We start from the raw sequence: 25,037 nt of genomic DNA on the forward strand, positions 1-25,037 counted from the left end.
CCCGCGCGCCGCTTGTTGAGGATGTCGAAGGCGACGGCGGCGATGAGCACGAGGCCCTTGATGGTCTGCTGCCAGGCGGCGTCGACGCTCATGATGGACAGGCCGATGTTGAGCACGCCCATGATGAGCGCGCCGATGATCGCGCCGGAGATCTTGCCGATACCGCCCGCGACCGCGGTGCCGCCGATGAAGGCGGCCGCGATGGCGTCGAGCTCGTAGTTCTGACCGGCTGCCGCGACACCGGCACCCGCACGGGAGGTGGTGACGACCGCGGCGATACCGGCGAGCAGCCCCATGTTCACGAAGATCATGAAGTTGACGCGCTTGGTGTCGACGCCGGAGAGCTTCGCCGACTGCAGGTTGCCGCCCATCGCGTAGATGTGCCGGCCGAAGACGGTCTTGCCCATGATGAACGTGTAGAGCACGACGAGGATGCCGACGATGATGAGGACGTACGGCGTGCCGCCGGTGCTGTTGGCCAGCTGCCAGGTGACGAAGCCGATGATCGCCGCGATGACGACGATCTTGGCGAGGAACGCGCCCGCGGGCTCGGTGGTCAGGCCCTCACGGGTCAGCGCGACGCGCGCGCGGACCTGCGAGCCGACGAGGCCGGCGATCGCGACCAGGCCGATGACGACCGTGACGACGTCGAGGTTGCCGGCGAAGCCGAGCCAGTTCGGGATCGACCCGTTGCTGATCTGGATGAAGTCGTTCGGCAGGCCGGCCACGGTCGTGCCGACGAGCACGATGGCCAGGCCACGGAAGATGAGCATGCCGCCGAGGGTCACGATGAAGGCGGGGATGCCGACGTACGCGATCCAGAAGCCGTGCCAGACGCCGACGAGCGCGCCGATCGCGACCGAGGCGACGACCGCCAGCACCCACGGTATGTCCCAGTCGCTCATCATCAGGGCACAGAGCCCGCCGATGAACGCGACGACCGAGCCGACCGACAGGTCGATGTGGCCCGCGACGATCACCATGACCATGCCGATGGTCAAGATGAAGACGTACGCGTTCTGGCCGATGAGGCTGGCGACGTTGTTCGGCGCGAGCAGCCGGCCGTCGGTGAGGATCTGGAAGAGCAGGACGATGATCAGCAGCGCCGCCACCATGCCGTACTCACGGACGTTGCTGCTGAGGTACTGCTTCAGCGAGGGCCCGGCCGGCGCGCCCGCGCTCGGCTCACTGGGCCGCACGTCCTTGGTGAGGGCGCTGCTCACGCCGACGCACCTTCCTTCTCCATCGTCATGTAGCGCATGAGGGACTCCTGGGAGGCCTCACCGCGGGGTAGTTGGCCGGTGATCCGGCCCTGGCTCATCGCGTAGACGCGGTCGCAGATGCCGAGCAGCTCGGGCAGCTCGGAGGAGATGACGATGACGGCCTTGCCCAGGTCCGCCAGCGCGTTGATGATCTGGTAGATCTCGTACTTGGCGCCGACGTCGATGCCGCGCGTGGGCTCGTCCAGGATCAGCACGTCCGGGTCACTGAAGATCCACTTGCTCAGGACGACCTTCTGCTGGTTCCCGCCCGAGAGCTTGCCCGTCAGGACGTCGACGCTGGGCGCCTTGATGTTCATGTCCTTGCGGTAGCCCTGCGCGGTCTTGACCTCGCGCCCCTCGTCGACCACGCCCCAGCGGGACAGCTTGCCGAGCGCAGAGCTGGCGATGTTGGTCTTGATGTCCTCGATGAGGTTGAGCCCGTAACGCTTGCGGTCCTCCGTGGCGTACGCGAGCCCGAGCCTGATCGCGTCCTTGACGTTGCGCGGCGGCGTCACCTGCGTGCCCTTGAGGAACAGCCGGCCGGAGATGTCCGAGCCGTAGCTGCGGCCGAAGATGCTCATCGCGAGCTCGGTGCGCCCGGCACCCATGAGCCCCGCGATGCCGACGATCTCGCCCGCCCGGACCGACAGGGCAGCGGAGTCGACGACGACCCGGTGCCGGTCGATCGGGTGGTGGACGGTCCAGTCCTCGATGCGGAAGAGCTCTTCACCGATCTTCGGCGTGTGCTCCGGGTAGCGGTTGGACAGGTCACGCCCGACCATGCCGCGGATGATGCGGTCCTCGCTCACCGGCTCGGCGCCGCGCATCTCGAGGGTCTCGACCGTCTGCCCGTCGCGGATGATCGTGGTCGAGTCCGCGATCGCTTTGATCTCGTTGAGCTTGTGCGAAATGATGATCGAGGTGATGCCCTGCCCCTGCAGATGGCGCAGCAGGTCCAGCAGGTGCGCGCTGTCCTCGTCGTTGAGCGCCGCGGTGGGCTCGTCGAGGATCAGCAGCTTCACCTGCTTGGACAGGGCCTTCGCGATCTCGACGAGCTGCTGCTTCCCGACGCCGATGTCCTGGATCTTGGTGTCCGGGCTCTCGGTCAGGCCGACCCGGGCCATGAGCTGGGACGCGTCGCGGTTCGTCGCGGTCCAGTCGATGACGCCGCGCTTGGCCTTCTCGTTGCCGAGGAAGATGTTCTCCGCGATGGAGAGGTAGGGGCTGAGCGCCAGCTCCTGGTGGATGATGACGATCCCGAGCTGCTCGCTGTCGCGGGTGCTCTTGAACTCGCAGAGCTTCCCGTCGAAGTAGATCTCGCCCTCGTACGACCCGGCGGGGTAGACGCCCGAGAGGACCTTCATCAGCGTCGACTTGCCCGCGCCGTTCTCCCCGCAGATCGCGTGGACCTCGCCGCGACGAACCGCCAGCGTGACGTCTTGCAGTGCCTTGACGCCCGGGAACGTCTTGGTGATCCCGCGCATCTCGAGAATCGTGTGGTCGGAAGCAGCCATGTCTGCGTCGCTCGCTAACTCGAAAAGTGTCCCGACGGGGCCTCGGCCGGGCCCTGCGTCATGCAGGGCCCGGCTCGCAGGAGGTTACGGAACGGTCGAGGGTGGGCGAGCGAACGGTCGGGAGCGGGCCCGCCCAGAGCCCCGGGGGTTCCTGGCTCGGTCTTAGAGGCCGAGGTCCGAGGCGCTGTAGAAGCCGGTCTCGACCAGGTCCGTCTGGACCGAGTCGGCCGTGACGACCTGCGGCGGCAGCTGGTAGGTCGGGACGACCTTGTTGCCGTTGTCGTAGGTCTCGGTGTCGTTCACGTCGACGGTCTCGCCCTTGACGACCTGGTCGACCATCTTGGCGACCTGGTCGCCCAGGGTCCGGGTGTCCTTCCAGACCGTCATGGACTGCTTGCCGGCGAGCATGTTCTTCACGTTCGCCTGGTCCGCGTCCTGACCGGTGACGAGCGGCCAGTCGGCCTCGGTGTAGCCGGCGCCGTCGAGGGCCTGCTCGATGCCGAGCGCGAGCGAGTCGTTCGGCGACAGGACGACGTCGACCTTCTTGCCACCCGTGTAGAAGGAGTTGAGCCGGGTCTCCATCTCCGACTGCGCAGTGGAGGACTGCCAGCCCTGGATGCCGATGCTGGCCCAGGCGTCGTTGTTCTTGGGCGCCTTGCCCGACGGGACGACGAGCTTGCCGCTGTCGATGTAGGGCTTGAGGACGTCCCACGCGCCGGAGAAGAAGAACTTGGCGTTGTTGTCGTCCGGCGAGCCGGCGAAGGGCTCGAGGTTGAACGGGCCGGAGGCCGTGTCCAGCTTGAGCTGGTCGACGATGTACTGGCCCTGCAGCTGGCCGACCTTGTAGTTGTCGAACGTCGCGTAGTAGTCGACGCTGTCCGTGTCGTTGATCAGCCGGTCGTACGCGATGACCTTGATGTTCTGCGCGGCGGCCTTCTGCAGCACCGGGCCGAGCGCGGTGCCGTCGATGGCGGCGACCACGAGAACCTTGGGGTTCTGGTTGATCACGTTCTCGATCTGCGTGATCTGCTGGTCCACCTTGTTGTCGGCGTACTGCAGCGTGGTCTCGTAGCCCATCGTCTTGAGCTGCTCGGTGAGGCGCGCGCCGTCCTTGTTCCAGCGCTCCAGGCTGCGAGTCGGCATCGAGACGCCGATGAGGCCGCCACCGGCGCCCCCGCTCGCACTGGCGCTGGCGCCCTCGTCGGACGAACGCTCGCTGCTGCACGCGGTCAGCCCGCCGGCCAGCAGCGCGACGCTGACGGTCGCGAGGAGCCTCTTCTTGGTCGACATCCTCGACCTTCCCTTCCTGTCCCCTGACGGAGCCCGGTAGAGCCCCGGGTAGAGCTAGGCCTCGACGGGAGGGCGTGGCGGGTGACCCCGCCCCGGTCCCTCGAGCTGACCCTTTGTTTACGCATCGAACATACGCAACTTCCAGAGCCCTCGGACACATGTTGCCGCAACAATCCGGTAACAGCCGCCAGGACCCCCGCGTGGTGCCCCGCTCGGAGCATCAACCGGCCTGGTCAGACCCCCTCGAACGTGTCAAACCTCCCCGGTCAGGCTTCCGGAAGTAGCCCGTAAGTTGCACGAAACCACGCCTGATCCGTTATGAAGCTGTGACCTGCTCGAGCGGCTCCGGACTGGACAACACCACCACCCCGGAGGTTTAGTTCCGAGGCCCAACCAATCGCCCCGCCTGCCCGCCACGCAGGCGCCGCGGTCGTCGCGAGGAGGGCGCAGCAGCCGGCACCGTGGCCCGCTGCCCGGCCTGCAGGGCTCGTACGCGGCCGTGCACGCCGCGCTGCAGCCCGCCCCGCCGCTGTCCCCGCCCCCGTCCACCGAGGCACCTCCTTCCGTGCGAGCAGCCCCGGCTGCCCGCACGGCCGTCCGCAGCGCCGCCGGCCTCCCGGCGCGCCCCGTCCCTCCCCGGGAGACATGCATGGCACGACGCTCGGTGCCCCTCACGCTGGCCCTCGGGCTCACCGTGACGGGCCTGGCCCCCGCCGCCCTGGCGGGGCCCGGTCAGCAGGCGCTGGCCGCCCAGGTCTCGGATCAGCGCCCCATCTACCTCGACACGGCGTACTCCCCGCAGGAGCGCGCCGCCGACCTGGTGTCCCGCATGACGCTCGCCGAGAAGGCGAGCCAGATGAACAGCAGCGTCTCCCCCGCCATCCCCCGGCTGGGCATCGCCCAGTACGGCTGGTGGAACGAGGCGCTGCACGGCGTCGCGCGCGAGCAGCTGGTCGACAACCAGAACGCGACCGTCCTCAACAACACCACGTCGTACCCGCTGAGCCTGTCCCTCGGCTCGACGTGGGACCCGGCCCTGCAGTACACGGAGGCGACCGCGATCTCCGACGAGGCGCGCGAGGTCGTCAAGGACAACAAGTTCGACCTCGACTTCTACTCGCCCACCATCAACCTCGCGCGTGACCCGCGCTGGGGCCGGACGGACGAGTCGTTCAGCGAGGACCCGCTGCTGACGACCAAGATGGCCAACCAGTTCGTCAACGGCATGGAGGGCAAGACCCCGGAGGGCAAGCTGCCGGCCGCGGCCAACGGCTACTACAAGACCCTCACCACGATCAAGCACTACGCCGCGAACAACAGCGAGTACAACCGCCTCGGCGGTGACTCGGTGATGTCCGACCGCGACCTGCGCGAGTACTACACGAAGCAGTTCCGCGACGTCATCAAGGACACGCAGCCCGGCTCGATCATGAGCTCGTACAACAAGGTCAACGGCGTCCCGGCGGCGGCGAGCACGTACCTGATCGACAACCTGGCCCGCCAGACCTTCGGCTTCCAGGGCTACTTCACCTCCGACTGCGACGCCATCTGGACGATCCAGCAGCGCAACGGCGGCCGTTACCCGACGTGGATCCCGCAGGGCTACGACCACGTCCCGAACCAGTACGAGCGCCACGCCCTGGCGAGCGCCGCGGGTGAGGACCTGGACTGCAACACCGGCTACCACGACGCGTGGAGCTACGCCAACACGATCCCCACCGCCGTGGCGCAGAAGATCAAGACCCAGAACGACACGTTCAACGAGAACGACGTCGACCTGAACGTCCTGCGCCTCTTCACGGCGCGCATCTCTCTCGGGGAGTTCGACGCCGAGACGGCGGTGCCGTGGATCCAGCAGGCGCGGCAGCGTCTCGCGAAGGGCACCTGGGTCAACAGCGACGCGAACGACGCAGTGACGCAGACCCCCGAGCGGCTCGCCCTGGCCCGCAAGGTCGGCGCCGAGAGCATCGTGCTGCTCGAGAACGACACCGCCGCGAACGGCAGCACGCTGCTTCCGCTGAAGGTTCCCGCCTCCGGCGCGTACAAGGTCGCCGTCATCGGCTGGTACGGCAACCCGCCGAAGGACCAGACCTACCTGGGCGGCTACTCCGCCGACTTCACCGCGGCCGGCCAGCGCAACATCGTGAGCGGCTACGAGGGCCTCAAGTCCGCCATCGAGGCGATGAACCCCGGCGCCACGGTGGACTACCTCAAGGGCACCGAGAGCCAGCGCGGCGCGCTCGTCCCCGCCGACGTGGCCGCCACCGCCGGCTACGACGCGGTCGTGGTCTACGTGGGCAACGACCACACCGACGCGGCCGAGGACAAGGACCGCACGACGCTGACCCTGCCGGGGTCGCAGGAGGCCCTGATCAACCAGGTCGCGGCGGTCAACCCGAACACGATCGTCTACATGGAGACGATCGGCCAGGTGAACGTCGAGAGCTTCAAGGACAAGGTCCCGGCGATGCTGTGGAGCTCGTTCAACGCACAGCGTCGCGGCGAGGCCCTCGCGGACGTCGTGCTCGGCACGGTCACCCCCGGCGCGCACCTGCCGTTCACCTGGTACCGGAGCGAGGCGCAGCTGCCGCCTATCGGCGACTACGACCTGCACGCGAACGCCACCTCGCAGGGCCGGACGTACATGTACTTCACCGGCACGCCGACGTACCCCTTCGGCTACGGCCTGAGCTACACCAGCTTCGAGCTGTCCAAGCTCCGGCTGAACAAGACGTCGGTCGACGCCAACGACACGATTCGCGTCCGCGCCGAGGTCGAGAACACCGGTGCGACCGCCGGCGCGCAGGTCGCCCAGCTGTACGTGACCACTCCCGACGCCCCGGCCGCGAAGCAGCGCCCGATCAAGCGCCTGGTCGCGTTCGAGAAGGTGGCCCTCGCCCCCGGCGAGAGCACGCACGTCAACTTCGACGTCAAGGTCCGCGACCTCGCCTTCTACGACGAGGCCGCCGGCAAGTGGGTCGTCGACACCGGCCGCTACGGCTTCGAGCTGGCGAGCTCCGCCACCGACGTGGTGCAGACGCGGTACGTCACGGTCTCCGGCGCCCTGGACGCGGTCCCGTCCGTCGTCACGGCCAAGCCGGTCGTGGCGGGGGCCGACGAGGCCGCTGACATCGCCCAGCGCCTCGTCTTCCCGGTCGGCGCCACCGTCGACCCGCAGCTGACGGTCTCGCTCAGCGACGACCGCCTCTTCGGCTACATCCTCAAGGGCAGGAGCACGGCTCTGCCGGCGGGCATGACGGTGAAGATCAGCAGCAACCGCAGCAACGTGGTCAGGGTCGACTCGACCGACACCATCCGCGCGGTGAAGCCCGGCGCCGCGACGATCACGGCGCAGGTCAGCTACAACGGCGAGAAGGCGAGCGGGAGCTTCGTCGTCTACGTGAAGTAGCCCGCCGTCCCACCCCGGGAGAGCGTCACACCCCAGGCGGGGTGTGGCGCTCTTCCGCGTCCGCGCCCGGTGCGGCTTCCCCGGCCGCCGCCCGCACGGACCGGGCCATCTCGATGTCCTCCCGGGCGCCGACGACGAGCGTCCGCACGGTGGCGCCGCCAGCGCTGACGTCCCGGTCGCCGCGCCCCTGCGCCACCGCGTCGGGGTCGACCCGGATGCCGAGCGCCTCCAGCTGCCCGAGGTCGACCAGCCCGGGCGCGTGCTCGCCGATGCCGCCGGTGAGCACCACGGCGTCGGCCCCCCAGGCCGAGGCGAGCATCGCGCCGAGCTCCCGGCGCAGCCGGTGGTTCCACACCTCGAGCGCCAGCCGGGCGCTCTCGTCCCCCGCCGCGGCCGCCGCCGCTATGTCCCGCGTGTCGCCGCTCGTGCCGCTCAGCCCGGCCAGCCCGCCCCCGCGCTCGATCCCGGCCGCCAGCCGGTCGACCGAGAGCCCGCCCTCCTGCAGCAGCCACAGCATCAGGCCCGGGTCGACCGAGCCGCTGCGGGTGCGCATCACCAGGCCCTCGGAGGGGGTGAAGCCCATCGTCGTGTCGACCGACCGGCCGTCCCGCACGGCGCACAGCGACGAGCCCGAGCCCAGGTGGCAGGTCACGAGCCGCAGCTGCTCCACAGGGCGCCCGAGCAGCTGGGCGGCGCGGCGGGAGGCGTACGCGTGCGACAGGCCGTGGAAGCCGTAGCGCCGCAGCCCCCAGCGCTCCCGCCACTGCGCGGGCAGGGCGTAGGTGTGCGCGGCGACGGGCAGCGTCGCGTGGAACGCCGTGTCGAAGCAGGCGTACGTCGGGGTGTCGGGCAGCGCCCGGCGGACCGCGCTCACCCCGGCCAGCGAGCGCGGCTGGTGCAGCGGGGCCAGCGCTGTCAGCCCGGTCAGGCGCTGCTCCTCGGCCTCGTCGATGCGGGCGGCGTCGGTGCGGGTGCCGCCGTGGACGAACCGGTGCGCCACGGCCACCGGAGCCGTGGCCAGCCCGGCGAGGAAGGTCTCGATGCCGGCGGTGTCGCGCGCCCCCTCCCAGCGCTCGAGGCCGGACTCGGCGACGATCTCGTCGCGCTCGTCGAGGAGGGACAGCTTCAGGCTGCTCGAGCCGGCGTTGACGACGAGCAGCGGGGCGAGGTCGTTCACGCCCCCAGTCTGCTCACTGGGCCGGGCGATCACACGGTACGAAGGGCCTGTCCGCGGGCGGGGGATCGTTCGGCCCGAGCGGTCAGGGCAGCAGGCCGGCCCGGCGGGCCGCGTCGACCGCGGCCGCGCTCGTGCGCACGCCCAGCTTGCGCCGGGCCGCGACGAGGTGCTGGGCGACGGTGTTCGGGGCGAGGCCGAGCCGCGCGGCGGCGCCGGTCCCGGTGGAGCCCGCGGCGAGCAGCGAGAGGATCTCGAGCTCGCGGCCGGTCAGGCGGACGGTGCCGTTGGTCCCGGTGCGGGCGGCGCCCTGCAGGCGGGTGAGCTCGTCGGCGGCGAGCAGCGCGACGCGGCCGCCGTTCGGGCTCTCCAGCGTGAGGCTGAGCCGGCCGGCGGCAACCTCGTCGAGGAGCGCGCCCCAGCTGTCCGGCGGCAGCGGGGAGCCCCCGCGCACCCCGTCCGCGTCGGCGTCGCGCGTGCCGGGCTCAGCCATCAAGAGGGCTCCATCCAGGGCCGGAGAACTGCAGTGCTGGCGTTCCTCGAGAATCGCCTGGGGAACCGTAGCAACTTCAGGGGTACCGTGCGATCATCTAAGCAGCCTGTGCTAGTGCGCCCGCACCAATGCTCCGACACGTGAAGGCCCCCCGCAGGAAACCACGGGGGGCTTTCGCGTACGAATGTCGGGGCAAAGCGCCCCGTCTCCTCGTGCGATTGGTCACGCGAGCACGATGGAGATGCGCCCCTTGCCGTAGCCCGCGACATCCACTCCGAGGTCGAGCCGGCGCCCGAACGCGCGCAGGATCGCGGAGATGTCGTTCGGGGGCGCCTCCCCCAAGCCGTACGTCGCGTACAGCTTGACGTGCGGCTGCCCTTCGGCGTTGAACAAAGACGCGAGAACGTTCAGCACCTCGTCGAGGTTCTCCTTGATCGAGGTCGGGAGTTCCCTGTCCTCGATGCAGGCCTCCGCCCCACCCACCGGCACCAGCCCGATCGCCGCACCCGCGAAGGCCGAGAGGGACAGGTCGGTCACGATGACCGCGGCCGTCCCCAGCGAGTCGTCGACGTAGACGGCGATGCTCACGGGGTCGGTCGGGGAGGGGACCACCGGCTCGCCGGGCGAGAGGGTGATGTCCCGGAAGAGCAGGCCGCCGAGAGCGTCCCGGACGTCCTTCTCGTTCGGCAGCAGGCTGATGGCCATTGTCCGAGATCTCCTTGTGTCTAGGGGCCGGCGAGGGAGGGCGCGGCCGTAGCTTCCGGTACTAGTCGAGCACCGGCTCGAGGGCCTCCCGGAAGGCCTCGGGCGTGAAGGGCTTGGCGATGAGGAAGAGCGCGCCGGAGTTGGCCGCCCGCTCGCGCATCTCGGGCGAGCCCTCGGAGGTGACGAACCCGAAGCTCACGGTCGAGCCGCTGGCGCGCAGCCGGTCGAGCAGCTCGATGCCGGTCATGTTCGGCATGTTCCAGTCGCTGAGGACCAGGTCCGGCTCCTCGCTCTGGACCTTGCTGAACGCGTCGGCGCCGTCGACGGCCTCGACGAGGTCGTGGCCGGAGAAGCCGGCCTGGCGCAGCGTGCGGGTGACGATCTGCCGCATCACCTTGCTGTCGTCGGCGATGAGGATCTTCATGACGTGGCTCCTTCCGTGGAGGTCGAGGACCAGACGGTGATCTCGACGTGCTGGCCCAGCCACTCGAGCGCGGCCTGGGCGACGATCTCTGCGCCGCGGCTGGCGACGTGCGCGGTGCCGTGGGCGACGACGGGGAGCGACAGCGAGCTGGGTCCGGGCAGCACGCTCTTCACGTTCCCCCCGACGATGTTCACAAGCTCGCCGACGGCGTCGTCGACGTCCCCCGGCTCGAGGCCCGCAGGGTCCATCTGCAGAAGCGCGCTTCCAACGTCCTGCGCGGTCCGCGCGCTCATCGAGATGACGACGACGCCGTTCCACTCGCCGGCGATGGAGACGCTCGCGGTCACCTCCGCAGGGTCGCCGACCCCGGGGATCGACGGCGTCGGCTCCGAGCCGAGGTAGGACGTCCAGAGGTCGCCGGCGATGGCGAGCAGGTCGTCGACGGCAAGGGTGGCGGTCATGCGGTCACCTCCGCGCTGACGAGGCCGAGCAACGCGAGCTTGTCGGCGATCGCGTCGGCCGTGAACGGCTTGATCACGTACTCGTGCGCCCCGGCGGCGAGCGCGCGCACGATGTTGCCGTGCTCGCTCTCCGTCGTGACCATCATGAGGGTGACGTTGCGGTACTCGTCGCGCTTGCCGACCTGCTTGATGAACGTGAGCCCGTCCATCACCGGCATGTTCCAGTCGACGAGGCAAAGGACAGGGGTGTCGCCCTCCGCGTGCAGGGCGTCCAACGTGTCGAGCGCCTCCTGGCCGTTGCCGGCCTCGGAGACGGTGAATCCCTGCCCGACGAGAATGCGGCCAAGGATCGTCCGCATGGCCCGCGAGTCGTCAATGACGAGAGCGCGCATGTCAGGCTCCTTTACTTCCGATGAATTTTGCCGGTCGATGGACGGGTGCGCCGGCGACGAGGACCCGCTCCCACGAGTCATCGACACCGAGAGTGGTCTCGGCTCCCCCGAGCAGCAGGCATCCGCTCGGCTTGAGAGTTCCGGCGACCCGTCGCAGGATCGAACGCTTGGTCGCCGTGTCGAAGTAGATCAGGACGTTGCGCAGCAGGACGATGTCGAATTGCGGCATCACCGGGAACGGCGCCGCGAGGTTGAGCCGCTGGAATTTGATGTTGGCCTTGAGCTCCGGCGACACCTCCCATTCGGTGCCCCTGCGCGTGAAGTGCTTCACGAGAAGCGGCGCGGGGAGCCCGCGGTTGACCTCGAGCTGGGAATAGCGCCCGGCCCGCGCCCGCGCGAGCATCTCCTCGGAGATGTCGGTCCCGAGGATCTCGAAGCGCCAGCCCGCGGCCCGCACCTTGTCCTGGATGCTCATCGCGACCGTGTACGCCTCCTGGCCGCTGGAGGAGGCGGCCGACCAGATGCGCAGCACCCGGTCGGGGCGCCCGCTGCGCAGGATCTCGGGCACGATGTGGTCCGACACCGCCCGGAACGGCGCGCCGTCCCGGAACCACGAGGTCTCGTTGGTGGTGAGGGCGTCGACGATCTTCGCCTGCTCACGCGGGTCGCGCGAGGCTCGCAGCCCGTCGACGTACGCACTGACGTTGGGCTTGCCGGCCGCGCGGGCGAGCGGGGTCAGCCGCGCCTCGACGAGGTACTCCTTGCCGGGCTCGAGGACGATCGCCGCCTCGCGGTAGACGAGCTCGCGGACGAAGTCGAACGCGGTCGTCGCGAGTGTGCTCATGGTCGTGTTCCCCTGGTCAACGCAGCCTCCGTGGTGGCGCTAGCGGGCCGGGGGCGCCCGGCCAGGCCTATCGAGTCGACGATCGCGCCGGGCACCGCGTCCAGCGGCAGGACAGCGTCGGCGAGCCCCGCCGCGGTGACGGCGCCGGGCATGCCCCAGACCACGGACGTCGCCTGGTCCTGGGCGAGAACCCGCGCCCCACGGGCCTTGAGCGTCTGCGCACCGGCCTTGCCGTCGCTGCCCATGCCGGTCAGGACGACGGCCAGCACGCTGCCGCCGAAGGTCGCGGCGACGCTGCGGAAGAGCACGTCGACTGCGGGCCGGCAGAAGTTCTCCGGCGGAGCGGTCGTCAGGTGGGCGAAGAGGCCGGTGCCCCGGCGTACCACCTCGAGGTGCCGGTCGCCGGGTGCGATGAGCACCCGGCCGGGGACCAGCTGATCGTCCTCGGCCGCCTCGCGCACCTCCAGCGCGCTCGAGCGGTCGAGCCGCTCGGCCAGCAGCCGGGTGAAGATCGGCGGCATGTGCTGGACGACCGCGACGGGCACCGGGAGGGTGCCGGGCAGGCCGGACAGGACGCGGGCCAGCGCTTCGGGCCCTCCCGTCGACGAGCCGATCACGAGAATGTCCGGCCGCTTGGCCGCCGGGGTCAGCCGGGCCACCGGGGCGGCGGCGCCGGGACGCCGTGCGCCCGTGCCGACGGCTCCCGCGGGCGCGCCCAGCGTCCCCGTGCGGCGCCCGGGTGCCGCGCCCGCGCCGCCCGGCTGCTGCGGGCCCTGCCCGCAGAGCGAGCGCAGCTTCGGCACCAGCTGCTCGCGCACGCTGCGCACGGACTGGGTCAGCGCGGTCGTGTTCGAGGGCTTGGTCACGTAGTCGCTGGCGCCCAGCGAGAGCGCCTCGATCGTCGCCGACGCGCCCCGCTCGGTGAGCGTGCTGAACATGATCACCGGCGTCCGCGGGTGCGTCTGCCGGAGCCGCTTCAGCGTGCCGAGCCCGTCGAGCTCGGGCATCTCGATGTCCAGGGTCACCGCGTCCGGGGAGAGCTCGACGAGCTTGTCCAGCGCGATCCGGCCGTTCTGCGCCGTGCCGACCACGCTGATGCCGGGCTCGGCGTCGAGGACCTGGGCGACGATGCGCCGGACGACGGCGGAGTCGTCCACGACGAGCACTCGTATGTCACCCACGGGCCACCCCGTCCTAGTTCGGTTGGTCCGGGCGTTTTCCCGGACCCGCACCTCATCGGCGCCCGCCGTCATCCCTTGAGGTGAACGCCTCCGATGCGTAGTTGCCCGGTCGCGGCCAGTGCACTCCTTGACTCTTACCGCTCGTAGTGGGAGGAACAGCGGGTGACCCTCCGCAAGGCGGCGATAGTCGCCCTTCTCGCCCCCGTCCTCCCGCTGGGCCTGCTCGCCGCGCCGGCGGGCGCGGCCCGTCCCGTGGAGCCGCCACGCGCCCCCGTCGCGACCGGCTACGGCGGTGCCGTCGCCTCGGTCGACCCCTACGCGACCCGCATCGGCATCGACGTGCTGAAGGCCGGCGGCAACGCGGTCGACGCGGCGGTGGCCACCGCGGCCGCCCTCGGGGTCACCGAGCCGTACTCGGCCGGCATCGGCGGCGGCGGCTTCTTCGTCTACTACGACGCCCGGACCAAGCGGGTGCTGACGATCGACGGCCGCGAGACGGCTCCGCTGGCGATGGGGCCGGGCGCCTTCGTCGAGAACGGCACGGCCATCCCGTTCGCCGACGCCGTGAGCAGCGGGCTCTCCGTCGGCGTCCCCGGCACGCCCGCCACGTGGGAGGAGGCGCTGCGCCGGTGGGGCACGCTCGACCTGCGCCGCGCCCTGGCGCCCGCCGAGCGGCTGGCCGAGCGCGGGTTCGTCGTCGACGAGACGTTCCGCCAGCAGACGGCGGACAACGCCGCGCGCTTCCGCGACTTCACCTCGACCCGGGAGCTCTTCCTCCCCGGCGGACAGCCCCCGGCCGTCGGCAGCGTGTTCGTCAACGAGGGCCTCGCCGAGACGTACGACCAGCTCGGCCGGCGCGGGACGGACATCTTCTACCGCGGGGCGATCGGGCGTGACCTCGTCCAGACGGCCCAGCAGCCGCCCGTGGCCCCTGGGGTGACCCGCAACGTCCGCCGCGGCCTCATCACGATGGACGACCTGCGCGACTACGACGCCCCGCTGCGCCGGCCGACCCAGGTCAGCTACCGCGGACTCGACGTCTACAGCATGGCGCCGCCGTCCAGCGGCGGCTCCACCGTGGGCGAGGCACTCAACATCCTCGAGCGCTTCCCGCTGGCCACCGCGTCCGAGACCGCGCACCAGCACCTGTTCGCCGAGGCCAGCGCGCTCGCCTTCGCCGACCGCAACCGGTACGTCGGCGACGCCGAGCACGTCGACGTACCCCTGCGCCAGCTGCTGTCCGACGGGTTCGCCGCTGAGCGCGCCTGCCTGGTCAACCCCGCCGCCGCGCTGCCCAAGCCGCTCGCCCCGGGCGTCCCGGACGGCTCGTACGCCGGGTGCGGCAGCACCGCGGCCGCCGGCGCCCCCGACACCAAGGGCGTCTCGACGACCCACCTCACGACGGCCGACAAGTGGGGCAACGTCGTGTCCTACACGCTCACCATCGAGGCCACCGGCGGCAGTGGCATCGTCGTGCCGGGGCGGGGGTTCCTGCTCAACAACGAGCTGACCGACTTCAACTTCACCGACACCCAGGGCGGCAACGACCCGAACCTGCCGGGCCCCGGCAAGCGGCCGCGCAGCTCCATGGCGCCGACCATCGTGCTGCAGGACGGGAAGCCGCTGCTGGCGGCCGGCTCGCCCGGTGGCGCGACGATCATCACGACAGTGCTCGCCGTGCTGACCAACCGGCTCGACCGCGGCATGCCGCTGGTGCAGGCCATCGCGGCGCCGCGGCAGTCGCAGCGCAACACCGCGTCGATCCAGGCCGAGCCCGCGTTCCCGCGCGCCGAGCTGCAGGCCCTCGGCCACACGTTCACCAGCACCGCCGAGATCGGCGCGGCGACGGCCGTGGAGTTCCTGCCCGACGGGCGCGTCCAGGCGGCCGCCGAGACGGCACGCCGGGGTGGCGGCAGCGCGATGGTGATGTCGTCCACGCCGGTGCCGGCGGCGAAGCGCAGGTAGCCCGACGCGGGGCGCCCCCCTGCTCCTGCGGGGGCGCCCCGGTCCCGCTCTCGTCGCCCGCACGGGCGGCGGCCGTACGTCGCCAGGGCCGGGGCGACCCGCAGCTCAGGCCGTCGCGCCGAGCCGGTAGAACGCCGCGGGGTCGCCGGCCAGGCTCGCCTTGACCGTCCGGCTCCAGTCGTCCACGAGGACCTCGAGGTCGCCGTCCTGCACGCCGTCCAGCACGATCCGCACGACCTCCGCCGGGTCGGTCTTGTCGCCGTCGTACCACGCCATCATGTCGGTGTCGGCGGCTCCGAGGTGCACGCCGGTCACTTGCGTGCCCTGCCCGGCCAGCTCGATCCGGACGCCGTTGGTCATCGCCCACGCCGCGGCCTTCGCCACGGCGTACGCGTTCGCGCCGCTGGTGGAGAACCAGGACAGCGCGGACAGGACGTTGAGCACCGCGCCGCCGCCGTTGGACGCGAGCACGGGCGCGAACGCGCGCACCATCGACAGCGTCCCGAACAGGTGCGTCTCGAGCTCGAGCCGGACCGTGGCGAGGTCGCCGGTCACCAGGTCGGCGCCGGTCGAGATCCCCGCGTTGTTGACGAGCACGGTCACGTCCGGGGCGGCGCCCGCCGCGGCCGAGACGGAGGCCGGGTCGGTGATGTCGAGCGCGAGCACCTCGGCGCCCGGCAGGTCGACGGTGCGCGGGTCGCGCGCCGTGGCGTACACCTTCGCGGCGCCCCGCTCCAGCAGCTGGGCGGCGAAGTGCCGGCCGAGGCCGCGGTTCGCCCCGGTCACGAGCGCCACGGAGTTGGTGAGGTCCATCGCAATGCCTTCCACGTCCGGTCCCCGGCCGTTCTGCCGGGAGGTGCGGCTACGGTAGGAGTTGACGTTGGCGTCAAGGGCAAGTCTTTCGGCGAGGAGGCCTCGGTGCGGATCGGAGAGGTCGCGGCCGCGGCCGGCGTGAGCACGCGGGCGCTGCGCTACTACGAGGAGCAGGGGCTGCTCAGCTCCGTGCGCAGCCCGAGCGGCCAGCGGCACTACGACGCGGGCGCCGTCGAGCGGGTCCGCTGGATCCAGGCGCTGTACGCCGCCGGCCTGTCGAGCAAGGCCATCACCGCGCTGCTCCCCTGCGTGCACACCGGGATCGCGACCACGCAGATGCTCGACCGCCTGGCAGCCGAGCGTGACCGCCTCGACGCCCAGATCGCCGACCTGACCGCCACCCGGGAGCGGCTCGACGCCGTCATCGCCGCCACGCACGAGCACACCGGCACCGCCCTCGGCTCCGCGTCCTGAGGCGGGGCGCGGACGCGTCTCTCCCGTCCGCCGGGCCCCGCGTCGGGCCTCGGGACGGGACGTCGTCGGGGCGGTCGCGCCGACGCTCACGCCCGACCCGGTCACGTACCGTCGACGTGTGGACGAGAAGACGCGCAAGCGGGTACGCATCGCGGCCTGGGCGCTCGGCCTGCTGGCCGGGGTCAGCTACCTGATCAGCGGCTTGAGCGACCTGCTCGGCTGAGCGACGCCCCACTTCCTCGGTCGTGCGCCCGGCCCCGCGGACGCCCCCGAACCAGTTGCCGGAGCGCACCTGATGGGCCGAGCGGGCGATCCCTGCCTCGGTCGCTCATTCGGCCAGGCCCTGCACCGAATTGAAGGTCGTTGAACACGCAACGAACTTCGAGAAGCCGGCGACCCCGGCCGGAAGAGGGGCCATGACCATGAGCGCAGACCCGAGCTCGCCGTCCCTGCCGACACGTTGGCTCGGCAACCGCCGAGTCGCCACCAAGATCCTGCTGGCCGTGCTGGTGGCGGCCGTCGCCGCGCTGACGACCGGTGTCGTCTCCCTGCTCAAGCTCTCGGCGGTGGACACGGCGGGCGGAGGCATCTACAGCTCGAGCTTCGTCGCCTCTGAGCAGCTGGACGCGCTGAGCAGCGCGGTCTGGAAGAGCCGGGTGGACGTGCTCTACCACGCGCTCAAGGACGACGAGGCCGCGAAGGCCGAGCGCGAGCGGCTGCTCGTCGAGGACGACGCCGCGGTCGACGAGGCGCTCGCCGGGTACGCCGGGCTGGGCCACGACGTCAGCCGGCTGCAGTCGTCGGTCGACGGCTACCGGCAGGTCCGCGACGAGAAGCTCGTCCCCGCCAGCCGGGCGCTGGACCAGGCGGCCGTCGACGAGGCACTCGCCGAGATCTCGCCCTTCGTGACGACCCTCATGGACGACGTGCGGCAGCTGGCGAAGGCCCAGCACGTCGACGCGGAGAGCCGAGCGGGGCAGGCGCACGAGACCTACGAGAGCGGGCGCAACACGCTGCTGGTGGTCCTCGCCGTGGGGCTGGCCCTGGCCGTGGGGGCGGCCGTGATCGTCGCCCGGCAGATCGTGCGGCCGTTGCAGCAGGTCAACGACGTGCTGGCCGCGGTCGCCGACGGCGACCTCACCCGTACGGTCGGGCTGCGCAGCCACGACGAGGTCGGCGAGATGGCCGGCGCCCTGGACCGGGCCACGGCGGCGGTCCGCGAGACGGTGGCGACCATGGCACGCAGCTCCGACGACCTCGGGAGCACCGCCGGGCAGATCGCCGGCACGAGCCGCACCATCTCTGATGACTCGCGCAGCGTGACGGCTCAGGCCACGACCACCTCGGCCACCGCCGAGCAGGTCAGTGCCGCCATCGCCACCGTGGCGGCCGGCGCCGAGGAGATGGGCGCGTCGATCCGCGAGATCTCCCAGAGCGCCGCCGAGGCCGCCCGCGTCGCCGCCGGGGCCGTCACCGTCGCGGGCTCGGCCCAGGCGTCGGTCGAGCGGCTGGGCGCGAGCTCGGCCGAGATCACCACCGTGGTCAAGCTCATCACCTCGATCGCGGAGCAGACCAACCTGCTCGCGCTCAACGCCACCATCGAGGCCGCCCGCGCCGGCGAGGCCGGCAAGGGCTTCGCCGTCGTCGCCGGCGAGGTCAAGGACCTCGCGCAGGAGACCGCTCGCGCGACCGAGGACATCAGCCGTCGGGTGGAGACGATCCAGTCGGACACGGCGGGCGCGGCCGCGGCCATCGCCGAGATCACGGCCGTCATCGGCCGGGTCAACGACTTCTCCACCACGATCGCGGCGGCGGTGGAGGAGCAGACCGCCACGACGGCGGAGATCGGCCGCAGCGTCGCGGAGGCGGCCGCCGGCAGTGCCGACATCGCCGTCGACGTGACCGCCGTCGCCCGCACCGCCGGCTCCACCCTCGACACCGTGGGCAGCGCCCAGGCCGCGTCGGTGCGGCTGGACGAGGTGTCCGCGGCCCTGCACCAGCAGGTGTCCCGCTTCCGGGTCTGACCCGGCACGAGGCGAGGGCCCGCCGCGACAGGTCGTCGCGGCGGGCCCTCGTCGGTGCCGAGCCGTGGTGCCCGGCCTCAGGCCCCGGGCCGGTCGATGGTCAGCTCGCGTGCCTCGGCGTAGCGCTCGCGCACGAACGGGGTCGGCTCGGCCTCGTACGTCTCGGTCCCCGCGCGCTCCCAGGCCGGCGCCTCGGCCGCACCGGAGAGCACCCAGGCGGCCTGCCGGGCGGCGCCGTCGGCGACGTACTCGCCGGGCGGCGGGACGAGCACGGGCCGGCCGAGGACGGCCGGGGCGAGGCGGCGTACGGCCTCGGACCGGGCACCGCCGCCCACCAGGAAGACCCGCTCGACGCGCGCCCCCTGCTCGACGAGCGCGTCCACCCCGTCGGCGAGGCCGCAGAGCAGCCCTTCGACCGCGGCCCGGGCCAGGTGCGCCGGGGTGGAGGTGGACAGCCGCATGCCGTGCAGGGCGCCGGTGGACTCCGGTTTGTCGGGGGTCCGCTCGCCCTCGAGGTACGGCACGAGCGCGAGCCCGCCGGCCCCGGCGGGCGCCGAGAGCGCGAGCCGGGACAGCTCGTCGTGGTCGACGCCGAGGATGCGGGCCATGGCGTCGAGGACGCGGGCGGCGTTCAGGGTCGCGACGAGCGGGAGGAAGCGCCCGGTGGCGTCGGCGAACCCGGCCACGGCGCCCGAGCCGTCGGTGGCCGGCACCTCGGAGATCGCGCTCGCGACACCGGACGTGCCGATGGAGACCACGACGTCGCCGGGGCGGGCGGCCAGCCCCAGGGCAGCGGCCGCGTTGTCGCCGGTGCCGGGGCCGATGAGCGCGCCGGCCGGAGTGGCCCCGCCCGCCTCGGACGGAGCGAGGACACGTGGCACGACGGCCTCGTGACCGAGGCCGCGCACCAGAAGATCGGTTCGGTATTCACCGGTCGCGGCCGACCAGTAGCCCGTGCCGCTCGCGTCGCCGCGGTCGGTGAAGAGCGCGTCGAGCCCCGGCGAGCCGGCCAGCTTCCACGACAGGTAGTCGTGGGGCAGGCAGACCGCCGCAGTGCGATTCGCGTTGTCGGGTTCGTTGTCCCGCAGCCAGCGCAGCTTCGTGACGGTGAAGCTGGCGACGGGTACCAGGCCGGTCGCGTCGACCCAGGCCTGCCGCCCCGCCTCGCCGCCGCCGAGCTCGGAGATGAGCTCGGAGGCGGCACCGGCGGAGCGGGTGTCGTTCCAGAGCAGGGCGGGGCGCACGACCTTGCCCGACTCGTCGAGGCAGACCATGCCGTGCTGCTGGCCGCCGACCGCGACCGCGGCGACGTCGTCCAGCCCGCCGGCCTCGGCGATCGCGGTGTCGAGCGCCGACTCCCACTCCTGCGGGTGTACCTCGGTGCCGTCCGGGTGGGCCGCGCGGCCCTCCCGGACGAGCGCGCCGGTCTCGGCGTCACGGACGACGACCTTGCAGGACTGGGTCGAGGAGTCGACCCCTGCGACGAGCGTCATTGCGTCCCTTCCTGGAGAGATGCCGAGACCGGCGGGCGTCAGGAGTGCGTCAGCGGGCGCCGAGCAGGTGCTCGACGGCCAGCTGCTGCAGGCGGGCGAAGTCGTAGCCCTCCAGGCCCTTGGCCTGGGCGTCGAACTCCTCGTACGCGGACTTGTCGTTCAGCAGCTGCTCGTAGGTCTCGCCCTCGCCGAGGGTCGGGACCGACAGCTCGGCCACCCGGGCGGCCTCGAGCGCCTGCTGCACCTCGGGGTCGGCGCGGAAGGCCTTCGAGCGCTCCTTGAGCATGAGGTAGACGGACATGTTCGACTTCGCGGTCTCCCACACGCCGTCCATGTCCTCGGTGCGCATCGGCTTGTAGTCGAAGTGCCGGTCCGCCGTGTAGGTCGGGCCGCCGCCGGGCGCGCCGTTCTCGAGCAGGTCGACCGTCGAGAACGCCTGCAGCAGGTCGCCGAGGCCGAAGACGAGGTCCTGGTCGTAGCGCGGGCCGTGCTGGCCGTTGAGGTCGATGTGGAAGAGCTTGCCGTGCCACAGCGCCTGCGCGATGCCGTGGGTGTAGTTCAGGCTCGCCATCTGCTCGTGGCCGACCTCGGGGTTGAGGCCCACCATGTCGGCGTGGTCGAGCTCGTTGATGAGCGCGAGCGCGTGCCCGATGGTCGGGAGCAGGATGTCGCCGCGGGGCTCGTTCGGCTTGGGCTCGAGGGCGAACTTCAGCCCGTAGCCCTTGTCGATCGAGTACTGCGCGAGCGTGTCGAGCGCCTCCTTGAAGCGGTCGAGCGCGGCGCCGACGTTCTTGCCCTGATCGACCTCGGAGCCCTCGCGGCCGCCCCAGAACACGTAGATCTCCGCGCCGAGCTCGGCGGCGAGGTCCATGTTCTCCATGACCTTGCGCAGCGCGTAGCGGCGGACGGAGCGGTCGTTGCTCGTGAACCCGCCGTCCTTGAAGACGGGCTGGCCGAACAGGTTCGTCGTCACCATGGGGACGACGAGGCCGGTCTCCTCGAGCGCCTTCTTGAACGAGTCGATGATCTGCCGGCGCTCGTCCTTCGACGAGCCGAACGGGATCAGGTCCTCGTCGTGGAAGGTGATGCCGTAGGCGCCGATCTCGGAGAGCTTGTGGACCGCGTCCACCGCGTCGAGGTGCGGACGGGTGGCCTCGCCGAACATGTCACGGGCCTGCCAGCCCACGGTCCAGAGGCCGAAGGAGAACTTGTCCTCACGTGTCGGCTGCGTTGCCACGATGTTCCTCCCAGGTTTGTTTAGGTCTTGAACATAAGCCCCTCCCTGTGGCACTGTCAATGCCATGAGTGACATCCGGGCTGCGAGCTGGCCGGCCCCCCGCCGGTCGCGCCGCGCACCCGGCCCGGCCCGGCAGAGCGCGATGCGCGAGCACAACCTCGCCCTGGCGCTCCGCGAGATCGCGTTCGCCCCCACGCCCGTCTCGCGGGCGGACATCGCCGGCGCCACCGGCCTCACCCGGGCCACCGCCTCCAGTCTGGTCGACGCCCTGGTGGGGGCGGGCCTGGTGGTGGAGTCCGGCCCCACGGCCCGCGCCCGCGGCGGCCGCCCGGCGACCGGGCTCGTCCTGTCCGAGGCGGGGCCGGCGGGGGTGGGCATCGAGGTCAACGTCGACTACGTCGCGGTCTGCGTGATGGACCTGTCCGGCGTGGTGCGCAGCCGCCACATCGAGGCCGGCGACTGGCGCGACGAGCCGGCCCCCGCGGTGCTGGGCCGGACCGCGCGGATCGTGGCGCAGGTGGCGGCCGAGTCCGAGCGCGCCGGCCTCCGGCTGGCGGGGGCGGCGCTCGCCGTCCCCGGCCTCGTCCGCGCCCCGTACGGCCCGCTCCAGCTTGCCCCCAACCTCGGCTGGCACGACCTCGACGTGCTGGAGGTGCTGCGCGCCGCGCCCGACCTGCCGGCGATGCCGTTGACCGTCGACAACGAGGCCAACTTCGCCGCGCTCGCCGAGCTCTTCGCCACCCCGGCGGAGGCCGGCGCCAGCGTGCCGCGCAGCTTCCTGCACGTGTCCGGCGAGATCGGGATCGGCTCCGGCATCGTGCTCGACGGCGCTCTCGTGCGCGGCCGGCACGGCTGGAGCGGCGAGCTCGGCCACCTCACCGTGTCTCCCGACGGCCCCGACTGCACGTGCGGGGCGCGCGGCTGCCTCGAGCAGTACGCCGGCCTCGACGCCATCCTGCGCGCGGCCGGGCTGCCGGCGTCCCGGGGCACCTCGCTGGGCGGCGTCCCCGCCGTCGACCGCATCGTCGAGGCGGCCCGCGCCGCCGACCCGCGCATGCTCGCGGCCCTGGAGTCCGCAGGCACGGCGCTCGGGGTCGCCCTCGCCGGCGCGCTCAACCTGCTCGACCTCGACGCCGTCGTGCTCGGCGGGGCGTACGCGCCGCTCTCGCCGTGGATCCTGCGGTTCGTGCAGCAGGAGGTCTCCGGGCGGCTGCTCTCGGCCCCCTGGTCCGCCCCGCACGTGCGCGCCTCCCGGCTGGAGGCGGACGCCGCGGTCCTCGGGGCCGCCCGCTCGGTCGTGCAGGGCGTCGTCGACGACCCGGCCGCCTGGGTCGCCCGGGTCGGGGCCTGACCACACGGTGGCGCGGGCACCGGAGCAGGTCCGGGAGGAGTCGACCGCGCTCGACGGGCGCGTCGTGCGCTCGCTGGAGGCGGGCCCGGCCGACGCCGCGCTCACGGTCGCCCTGGTGCCCGGGCTCGGCGCGCTGGGCTACCTGCTCCCGACCGTGCGCGCCGTCGCGGCCCGCGGGGGCCGGTGCGTCCTGCTCGACCTGCCGGGCTTCGGCTCGCGGCGCCCACGGCCCTGCCCGCCGACCGTCGCGGGTGCTGCCGGCGCGCTCGCCGCGTGGGCCCGCGCGGCGGCCCCTCCCGGCCGGCTGGTCCTCGCCGGCCACTCCACCGGCGCCCAGGCCGCGCTGCACGCCGCGCTGCTGCTGCAGCCCGACGCCGCGCCGCAGGCCCTCGTCCTGGCCGGCCCCACCGTCGCCCCGGGGCAGCGCGGGCTGCTCCGCCTCGCCGCACGGGCGCCCGCGGCGTACCGGCGGGACTCGCCGCGCGAGCTGGCCGTGCTGCCGGACTACCTGCGCGCCGGTGGGGCGCTGCTGACCCTGCTGCGCTCCGCCGTCGCCGACCGGCCGGAGGAGGCGATCGCGCGGCTGCAGGCCCCCGTGACGGTGACCGCGGGACGCCAGGACGCGTTCGCGCCCCGCGCGTGGCGCGAGCAGCTGGTGCGGGCCGCCGGTGGCCCGGCCCGGCAGGTCGAGCTCGACGGCTCGCACAACAACCCCTTCACCCACCCGGCCCAGCTGGCCGAGGTCCTGGCGACCGCCTGAACTACCTGCCGCCGCCACCGGCGAGCCCGGCCACGACGGCCCGGCGGGCGAACAGGCAGGCGACGAGCGCGGGCAGCAACGACAGCACGACCGCGGCGAGCAGCCCCGGGACGTCGGTGCCGAACTCGTCCTGGAAGTCGTAGAGCCCCAGGGGAAGCACCCGGCGGCTCTCCGACTGCGTCAGCACCAGGGGGAACAGGAAGCCGTTCCAGGCCTGCAGGGCTGCGTAGACCGCCGCCGTCGACGTCCCGTGTCGGGTGAGCGGCAGCACCAGCCGGACGAGCGTCCGCGCCGGCCCGCTGCCGTCGAGGGCCATGGCCTCGTACATCTCCTCGGGCACGTCGCGCATCGCCGCGGTGAGGATCAGCACGCAGACCGGCAGGCAGAACGCAGCCGTCGGCAGCACGACCGCGAGCAGCGTGTCGTAGAGCCGCAGCTGCGAGATCAGCAGGAAGACCGGGACGATGACCGCCTGCGCGGGGATCGCCAGGCCGAGCAGGAACAGCCGGAAGGCGTGGGCGGAGAGCCGGGTGCCCGACCGGACCACGGCGTACGCGGCCGGCACCGCGAGGGCGAGCACCAGGGCGACCACTGCGGCGGCGACGACGGCGGAGTTCATCAGGTAGCCGAGGAAGCCGCTGCGCAGGGCGTCGAGGTAGTTCTCCGGCGTGAGCCGCTCGGGCAGCGAGAGCGGCCCGACGTCGAGGTAGTCCTCCCGGCGGCGCAGGGAGGCGACCACGACCGCGTAGACCGGGACGGCGACGACGAGCAGCCAGCCCAGCACGCCGACCGCGGCGATGCCGCCGATCCCCGGACCGCGGTGGCGCCTGCCGTTCACAGCCCGTCCCGGGCACTGGTCGCGCTCATCCGGCCGAAGCCCGTGAGCCGCACCAGGAGCAGCGAGACCGCGGTGGAGACGAGCACGAGGGCGAAGGCGATCGCGCTGGCGTAGCCCATCTCGAAGCCCTCGAAGCCGTTGCGGTAGACGAGCAGGGGCACGACCGTCGTGGACGTCCCCGGGCCGCCCCCGGTGAGGATCAGGACGGTGTCGAAGAACGTCAGCGACCCGACCACCATCAGCACGGACGAGGCGACGACCGTGTTGCGCAGCTGCGGCAGGGTGATGCTCCAGAAGCGCCGCGCCCGTCCGGCGCCGTCGAGGGCCGCCGCCTGGTGCAGCACCTCCGGGACCTGCCGGGCCGCACCCTGGTAGAGCAGCGCGTGGAACGGGATGAACTGCCATCCGAGCACGAACAGCAGTGCGCTGAAGGCCCCTTCAGGAGTCGAGAACCAGCTGGCGTCGTCGAAGCCGAGCACCGGGGCGACCTCCGCCACGAGCCCGAAGTTGGGGTCCAGCAGGGACTTCCACACGAGCGCGACCGCCGCGCTCGACAGCAGCAGGGGCAGCAGGAACACCGCCGAGAGCACGGCGCGGTGACGTCCGCGCCCGGCCGACCACACGCCGAGCAGCAACGCGGCCGGCGTCTGGAAGGCCCAGGTCCCGACGGTCAGCAGGAGGCTGTGCCAGGCCGCCTCCCGGACGTCGCGGTCGGAGAGCAGCCGGGACCAGTTGGCCCACCCGACCCACTCGGGCGCGCCCAGCCCGTTCCAGCTCGTGAACGACAGGTAGGCGACGATCGCCAGCGGTGCCAGCGCGAAGAGCGCGAAGAAGCCCAGCGCGGGGACGGCCCAGAGCGCGCCGGGCCGCCCCGTCCGCAGCCGCGTGCCTGCGTCCCGGGGCACGGCACGGCCCGGCCTTCCGCTCGACACG

The 25,037-nt window shown here is 72.2% G+C and carries 22 protein-coding genes; 6 read left to right on the forward strand and 16 right to left on the reverse strand.

The features are described 5' to 3' along the window. From mmsB to chvE, 3 genes are all read right to left on the reverse strand, one after another. On the reverse strand, positions 1-1,223 hold a 1,223-nt coding region (gene mmsB, locus G9H72_RS13460; protein ID WP_331272282.1), incomplete at its 3' end, for a multiple monosaccharide ABC transporter permease. Then, complete coding sequence (gene mmsA / locus G9H72_RS13465; RefSeq protein ID WP_166171907.1) at positions 1,220-2,776, reverse strand: multiple monosaccharide ABC transporter ATP-binding protein; 1,557 nt, start codon at positions 2,774-2,776, stop codon at positions 1,220-1,222. The genes mmsB and mmsA, both read right to left, overlap by 4 nt. 162 nt (positions 2,777-2,938) lie before the next feature. Beyond that, positions 2,939-4,066: a multiple monosaccharide ABC transporter substrate-binding protein gene (chvE, locus tag G9H72_RS13470; RefSeq protein ID WP_166171909.1), complete on the reverse strand. Its 1,128-nt coding sequence runs from the start codon at positions 4,064-4,066 to the stop codon at positions 2,939-2,941. 649 nt (positions 4,067-4,715) lie between these two features. Between chvE and G9H72_RS13475 the strand changes: the two genes are divergently transcribed. After that, positions 4,716-7,475: a glycoside hydrolase family 3 C-terminal domain-containing protein gene (locus G9H72_RS13475; RefSeq protein ID WP_166171912.1), complete on the forward strand. Its 2,760-nt coding sequence runs from the start codon at positions 4,716-4,718 to the stop codon at positions 7,473-7,475. A 25-nt stretch (positions 7,476-7,500) separates the two neighbouring features. On the opposite strand, the gene G9H72_RS13480 is transcribed toward G9H72_RS13475, so the two are convergent. From G9H72_RS13480 to G9H72_RS13515, 8 genes are all read right to left on the reverse strand, one after another. Further along, complete coding sequence (locus G9H72_RS13480) at positions 7,501-8,652, reverse strand: acetate/propionate family kinase (RefSeq protein WP_166171914.1); 1,152 nt, start codon at positions 8,650-8,652, stop codon at positions 7,501-7,503. An 82-nt stretch (positions 8,653-8,734) separates the two neighbouring features. Continuing rightward, a complete protein-coding gene (locus G9H72_RS13485; protein WP_166171916.1) occupies positions 8,735-9,142 on the reverse strand; it encodes a helix-turn-helix transcriptional regulator in 408 nt (135 codons plus the stop codon). Positions 9,143-9,364: 222 nt separating this feature from the next. After that, on the reverse strand, positions 9,365-9,847 hold the full coding sequence (locus tag G9H72_RS13490) for a hypothetical protein (RefSeq protein ID WP_166171918.1): 483 nt from the start codon (positions 9,845-9,847) through the stop codon (positions 9,365-9,367). A 61-nt stretch (positions 9,848-9,908) separates the two neighbouring features. Next, positions 9,909-10,271, reverse strand: coding sequence for a response regulator (locus tag G9H72_RS13495; RefSeq protein WP_166171920.1), 363 nt, complete (start codon positions 10,269-10,271; stop codon positions 9,909-9,911). After that, positions 10,268-10,732, reverse strand: coding sequence for a chemotaxis protein CheX (locus G9H72_RS13500; RefSeq protein WP_166171922.1), 465 nt, complete (start codon positions 10,730-10,732; stop codon positions 10,268-10,270). Before G9H72_RS13500 ends, G9H72_RS13495 begins: the two co-directional genes overlap by 4 nt. Next, a complete protein-coding gene (locus G9H72_RS13505) occupies positions 10,729-11,124 on the reverse strand; it encodes a response regulator (RefSeq protein ID WP_166171924.1) in 396 nt (131 codons plus the stop codon). Before G9H72_RS13505 ends, G9H72_RS13500 begins: the two co-directional genes overlap by 4 nt. 1 nt (position 11,125) lies before the next feature. Further along, positions 11,126-11,968 (reverse strand): CheR family methyltransferase, encoded by an 843-nt coding sequence (locus G9H72_RS13510; protein WP_166171926.1) that lies wholly within the window; start codon positions 11,966-11,968, stop codon positions 11,126-11,128. After that, positions 11,965-13,149 carry a protein-glutamate methylesterase/protein-glutamine glutaminase gene (locus G9H72_RS13515; protein WP_331272283.1) on the reverse strand — a complete coding sequence of 395 codons (1,185 nt, stop codon included), beginning with the start codon at positions 13,147-13,149 and terminating at the stop codon, positions 11,965-11,967. Before G9H72_RS13515 ends, G9H72_RS13510 begins: the two co-directional genes overlap by 4 nt. A 162-nt stretch (positions 13,150-13,311) precedes the next feature. Here G9H72_RS13515 and ggt point away from each other — a divergent pair, with 162 nt between their 5' ends. Continuing rightward, positions 13,312-15,114 carry a gamma-glutamyltransferase gene (gene ggt, locus G9H72_RS13520; RefSeq protein ID WP_166171930.1) on the forward strand — a complete coding sequence of 601 codons (1,803 nt, stop codon included), beginning with the start codon at positions 13,312-13,314 and terminating at the stop codon, positions 15,112-15,114. 105 nt (positions 15,115-15,219) lie between these two features. Here the strand turns inward: ggt and G9H72_RS13525 are convergent, their stop codons facing one another. Then, positions 15,220-15,927 carry an SDR family oxidoreductase gene (locus G9H72_RS13525; protein WP_166172231.1) on the reverse strand — a complete coding sequence of 236 codons (708 nt, stop codon included), beginning with the start codon at positions 15,925-15,927 and terminating at the stop codon, positions 15,220-15,222. A gap of 105 nt (positions 15,928-16,032) precedes the next feature. Between G9H72_RS13525 and G9H72_RS13530 the strand changes: the two genes are divergently transcribed. Together G9H72_RS13530 and G9H72_RS13535 are read left to right on the forward strand one after the other, a co-directional pair. Continuing rightward, a complete protein-coding gene (locus tag G9H72_RS13530; RefSeq protein WP_166171932.1) occupies positions 16,033-16,401 on the forward strand; it encodes a MerR family transcriptional regulator in 369 nt (122 codons plus the stop codon). 422 nt (positions 16,402-16,823) lie between these two features. Continuing rightward, entirely contained in the window at positions 16,824-18,425 is a 1,602-nt protein-coding gene (locus G9H72_RS13535; RefSeq protein WP_166171934.1) for a methyl-accepting chemotaxis protein, read from the forward strand. 77 nt (positions 18,426-18,502) lie between these two features. Here G9H72_RS13535 and xylB read toward each other — a convergent pair whose 3' ends face one another. Then, positions 18,503-19,918: a xylulokinase gene (gene xylB, locus G9H72_RS13540; protein WP_166171936.1), complete on the reverse strand. Its 1,416-nt coding sequence runs from the start codon at positions 19,916-19,918 to the stop codon at positions 18,503-18,505. A 49-nt stretch (positions 19,919-19,967) separates the two neighbouring features. Next, complete coding sequence (gene xylA / locus G9H72_RS13545; RefSeq protein WP_166171938.1) at positions 19,968-21,155, reverse strand: xylose isomerase; 1,188 nt, start codon at positions 21,153-21,155, stop codon at positions 19,968-19,970. 64 nt (positions 21,156-21,219) lie between these two features. Here xylA and G9H72_RS13550 point away from each other — a divergent pair, with 64 nt between their 5' ends. Beyond that, positions 21,220-22,506 (forward strand): ROK family transcriptional regulator, encoded by a 1,287-nt coding sequence (locus G9H72_RS13550; protein ID WP_166171940.1) that lies wholly within the window; start codon positions 21,220-21,222, stop codon positions 22,504-22,506. A 7-nt stretch (positions 22,507-22,513) separates the two neighbouring features. Beyond that, the gene (locus tag G9H72_RS13555; protein ID WP_166171942.1) at positions 22,514-23,266 is read left to right on the forward strand and encodes an alpha/beta fold hydrolase; all 753 of its coding nucleotides are present in this window, start codon (positions 22,514-22,516) and stop codon (positions 23,264-23,266) included. Between the two features lies 1 nt (position 23,267). Here the strand turns inward: G9H72_RS13555 and G9H72_RS13560 are convergent, their stop codons facing one another. Further along, positions 23,268-24,104, reverse strand: coding sequence for a carbohydrate ABC transporter permease (locus tag G9H72_RS13560; protein ID WP_331272285.1), 837 nt, complete (start codon positions 24,102-24,104; stop codon positions 23,268-23,270). After that, positions 24,101-25,036: a carbohydrate ABC transporter permease gene (locus G9H72_RS13565; RefSeq protein ID WP_166171944.1), complete on the reverse strand. Its 936-nt coding sequence runs from the start codon at positions 25,034-25,036 to the stop codon at positions 24,101-24,103. The genes G9H72_RS13560 and G9H72_RS13565 overlap by 4 nt, the downstream gene beginning before the upstream one ends. Position 25,037: the final 1 nt, after the last annotated feature.

Source organism: Motilibacter aurantiacus, assembly GCF_011250645.1.
Classification (GTDB): domain Bacteria; phylum Actinomycetota; class Actinomycetes; order Motilibacterales; family Motilibacteraceae; genus Motilibacter_A; species Motilibacter_A aurantiacus.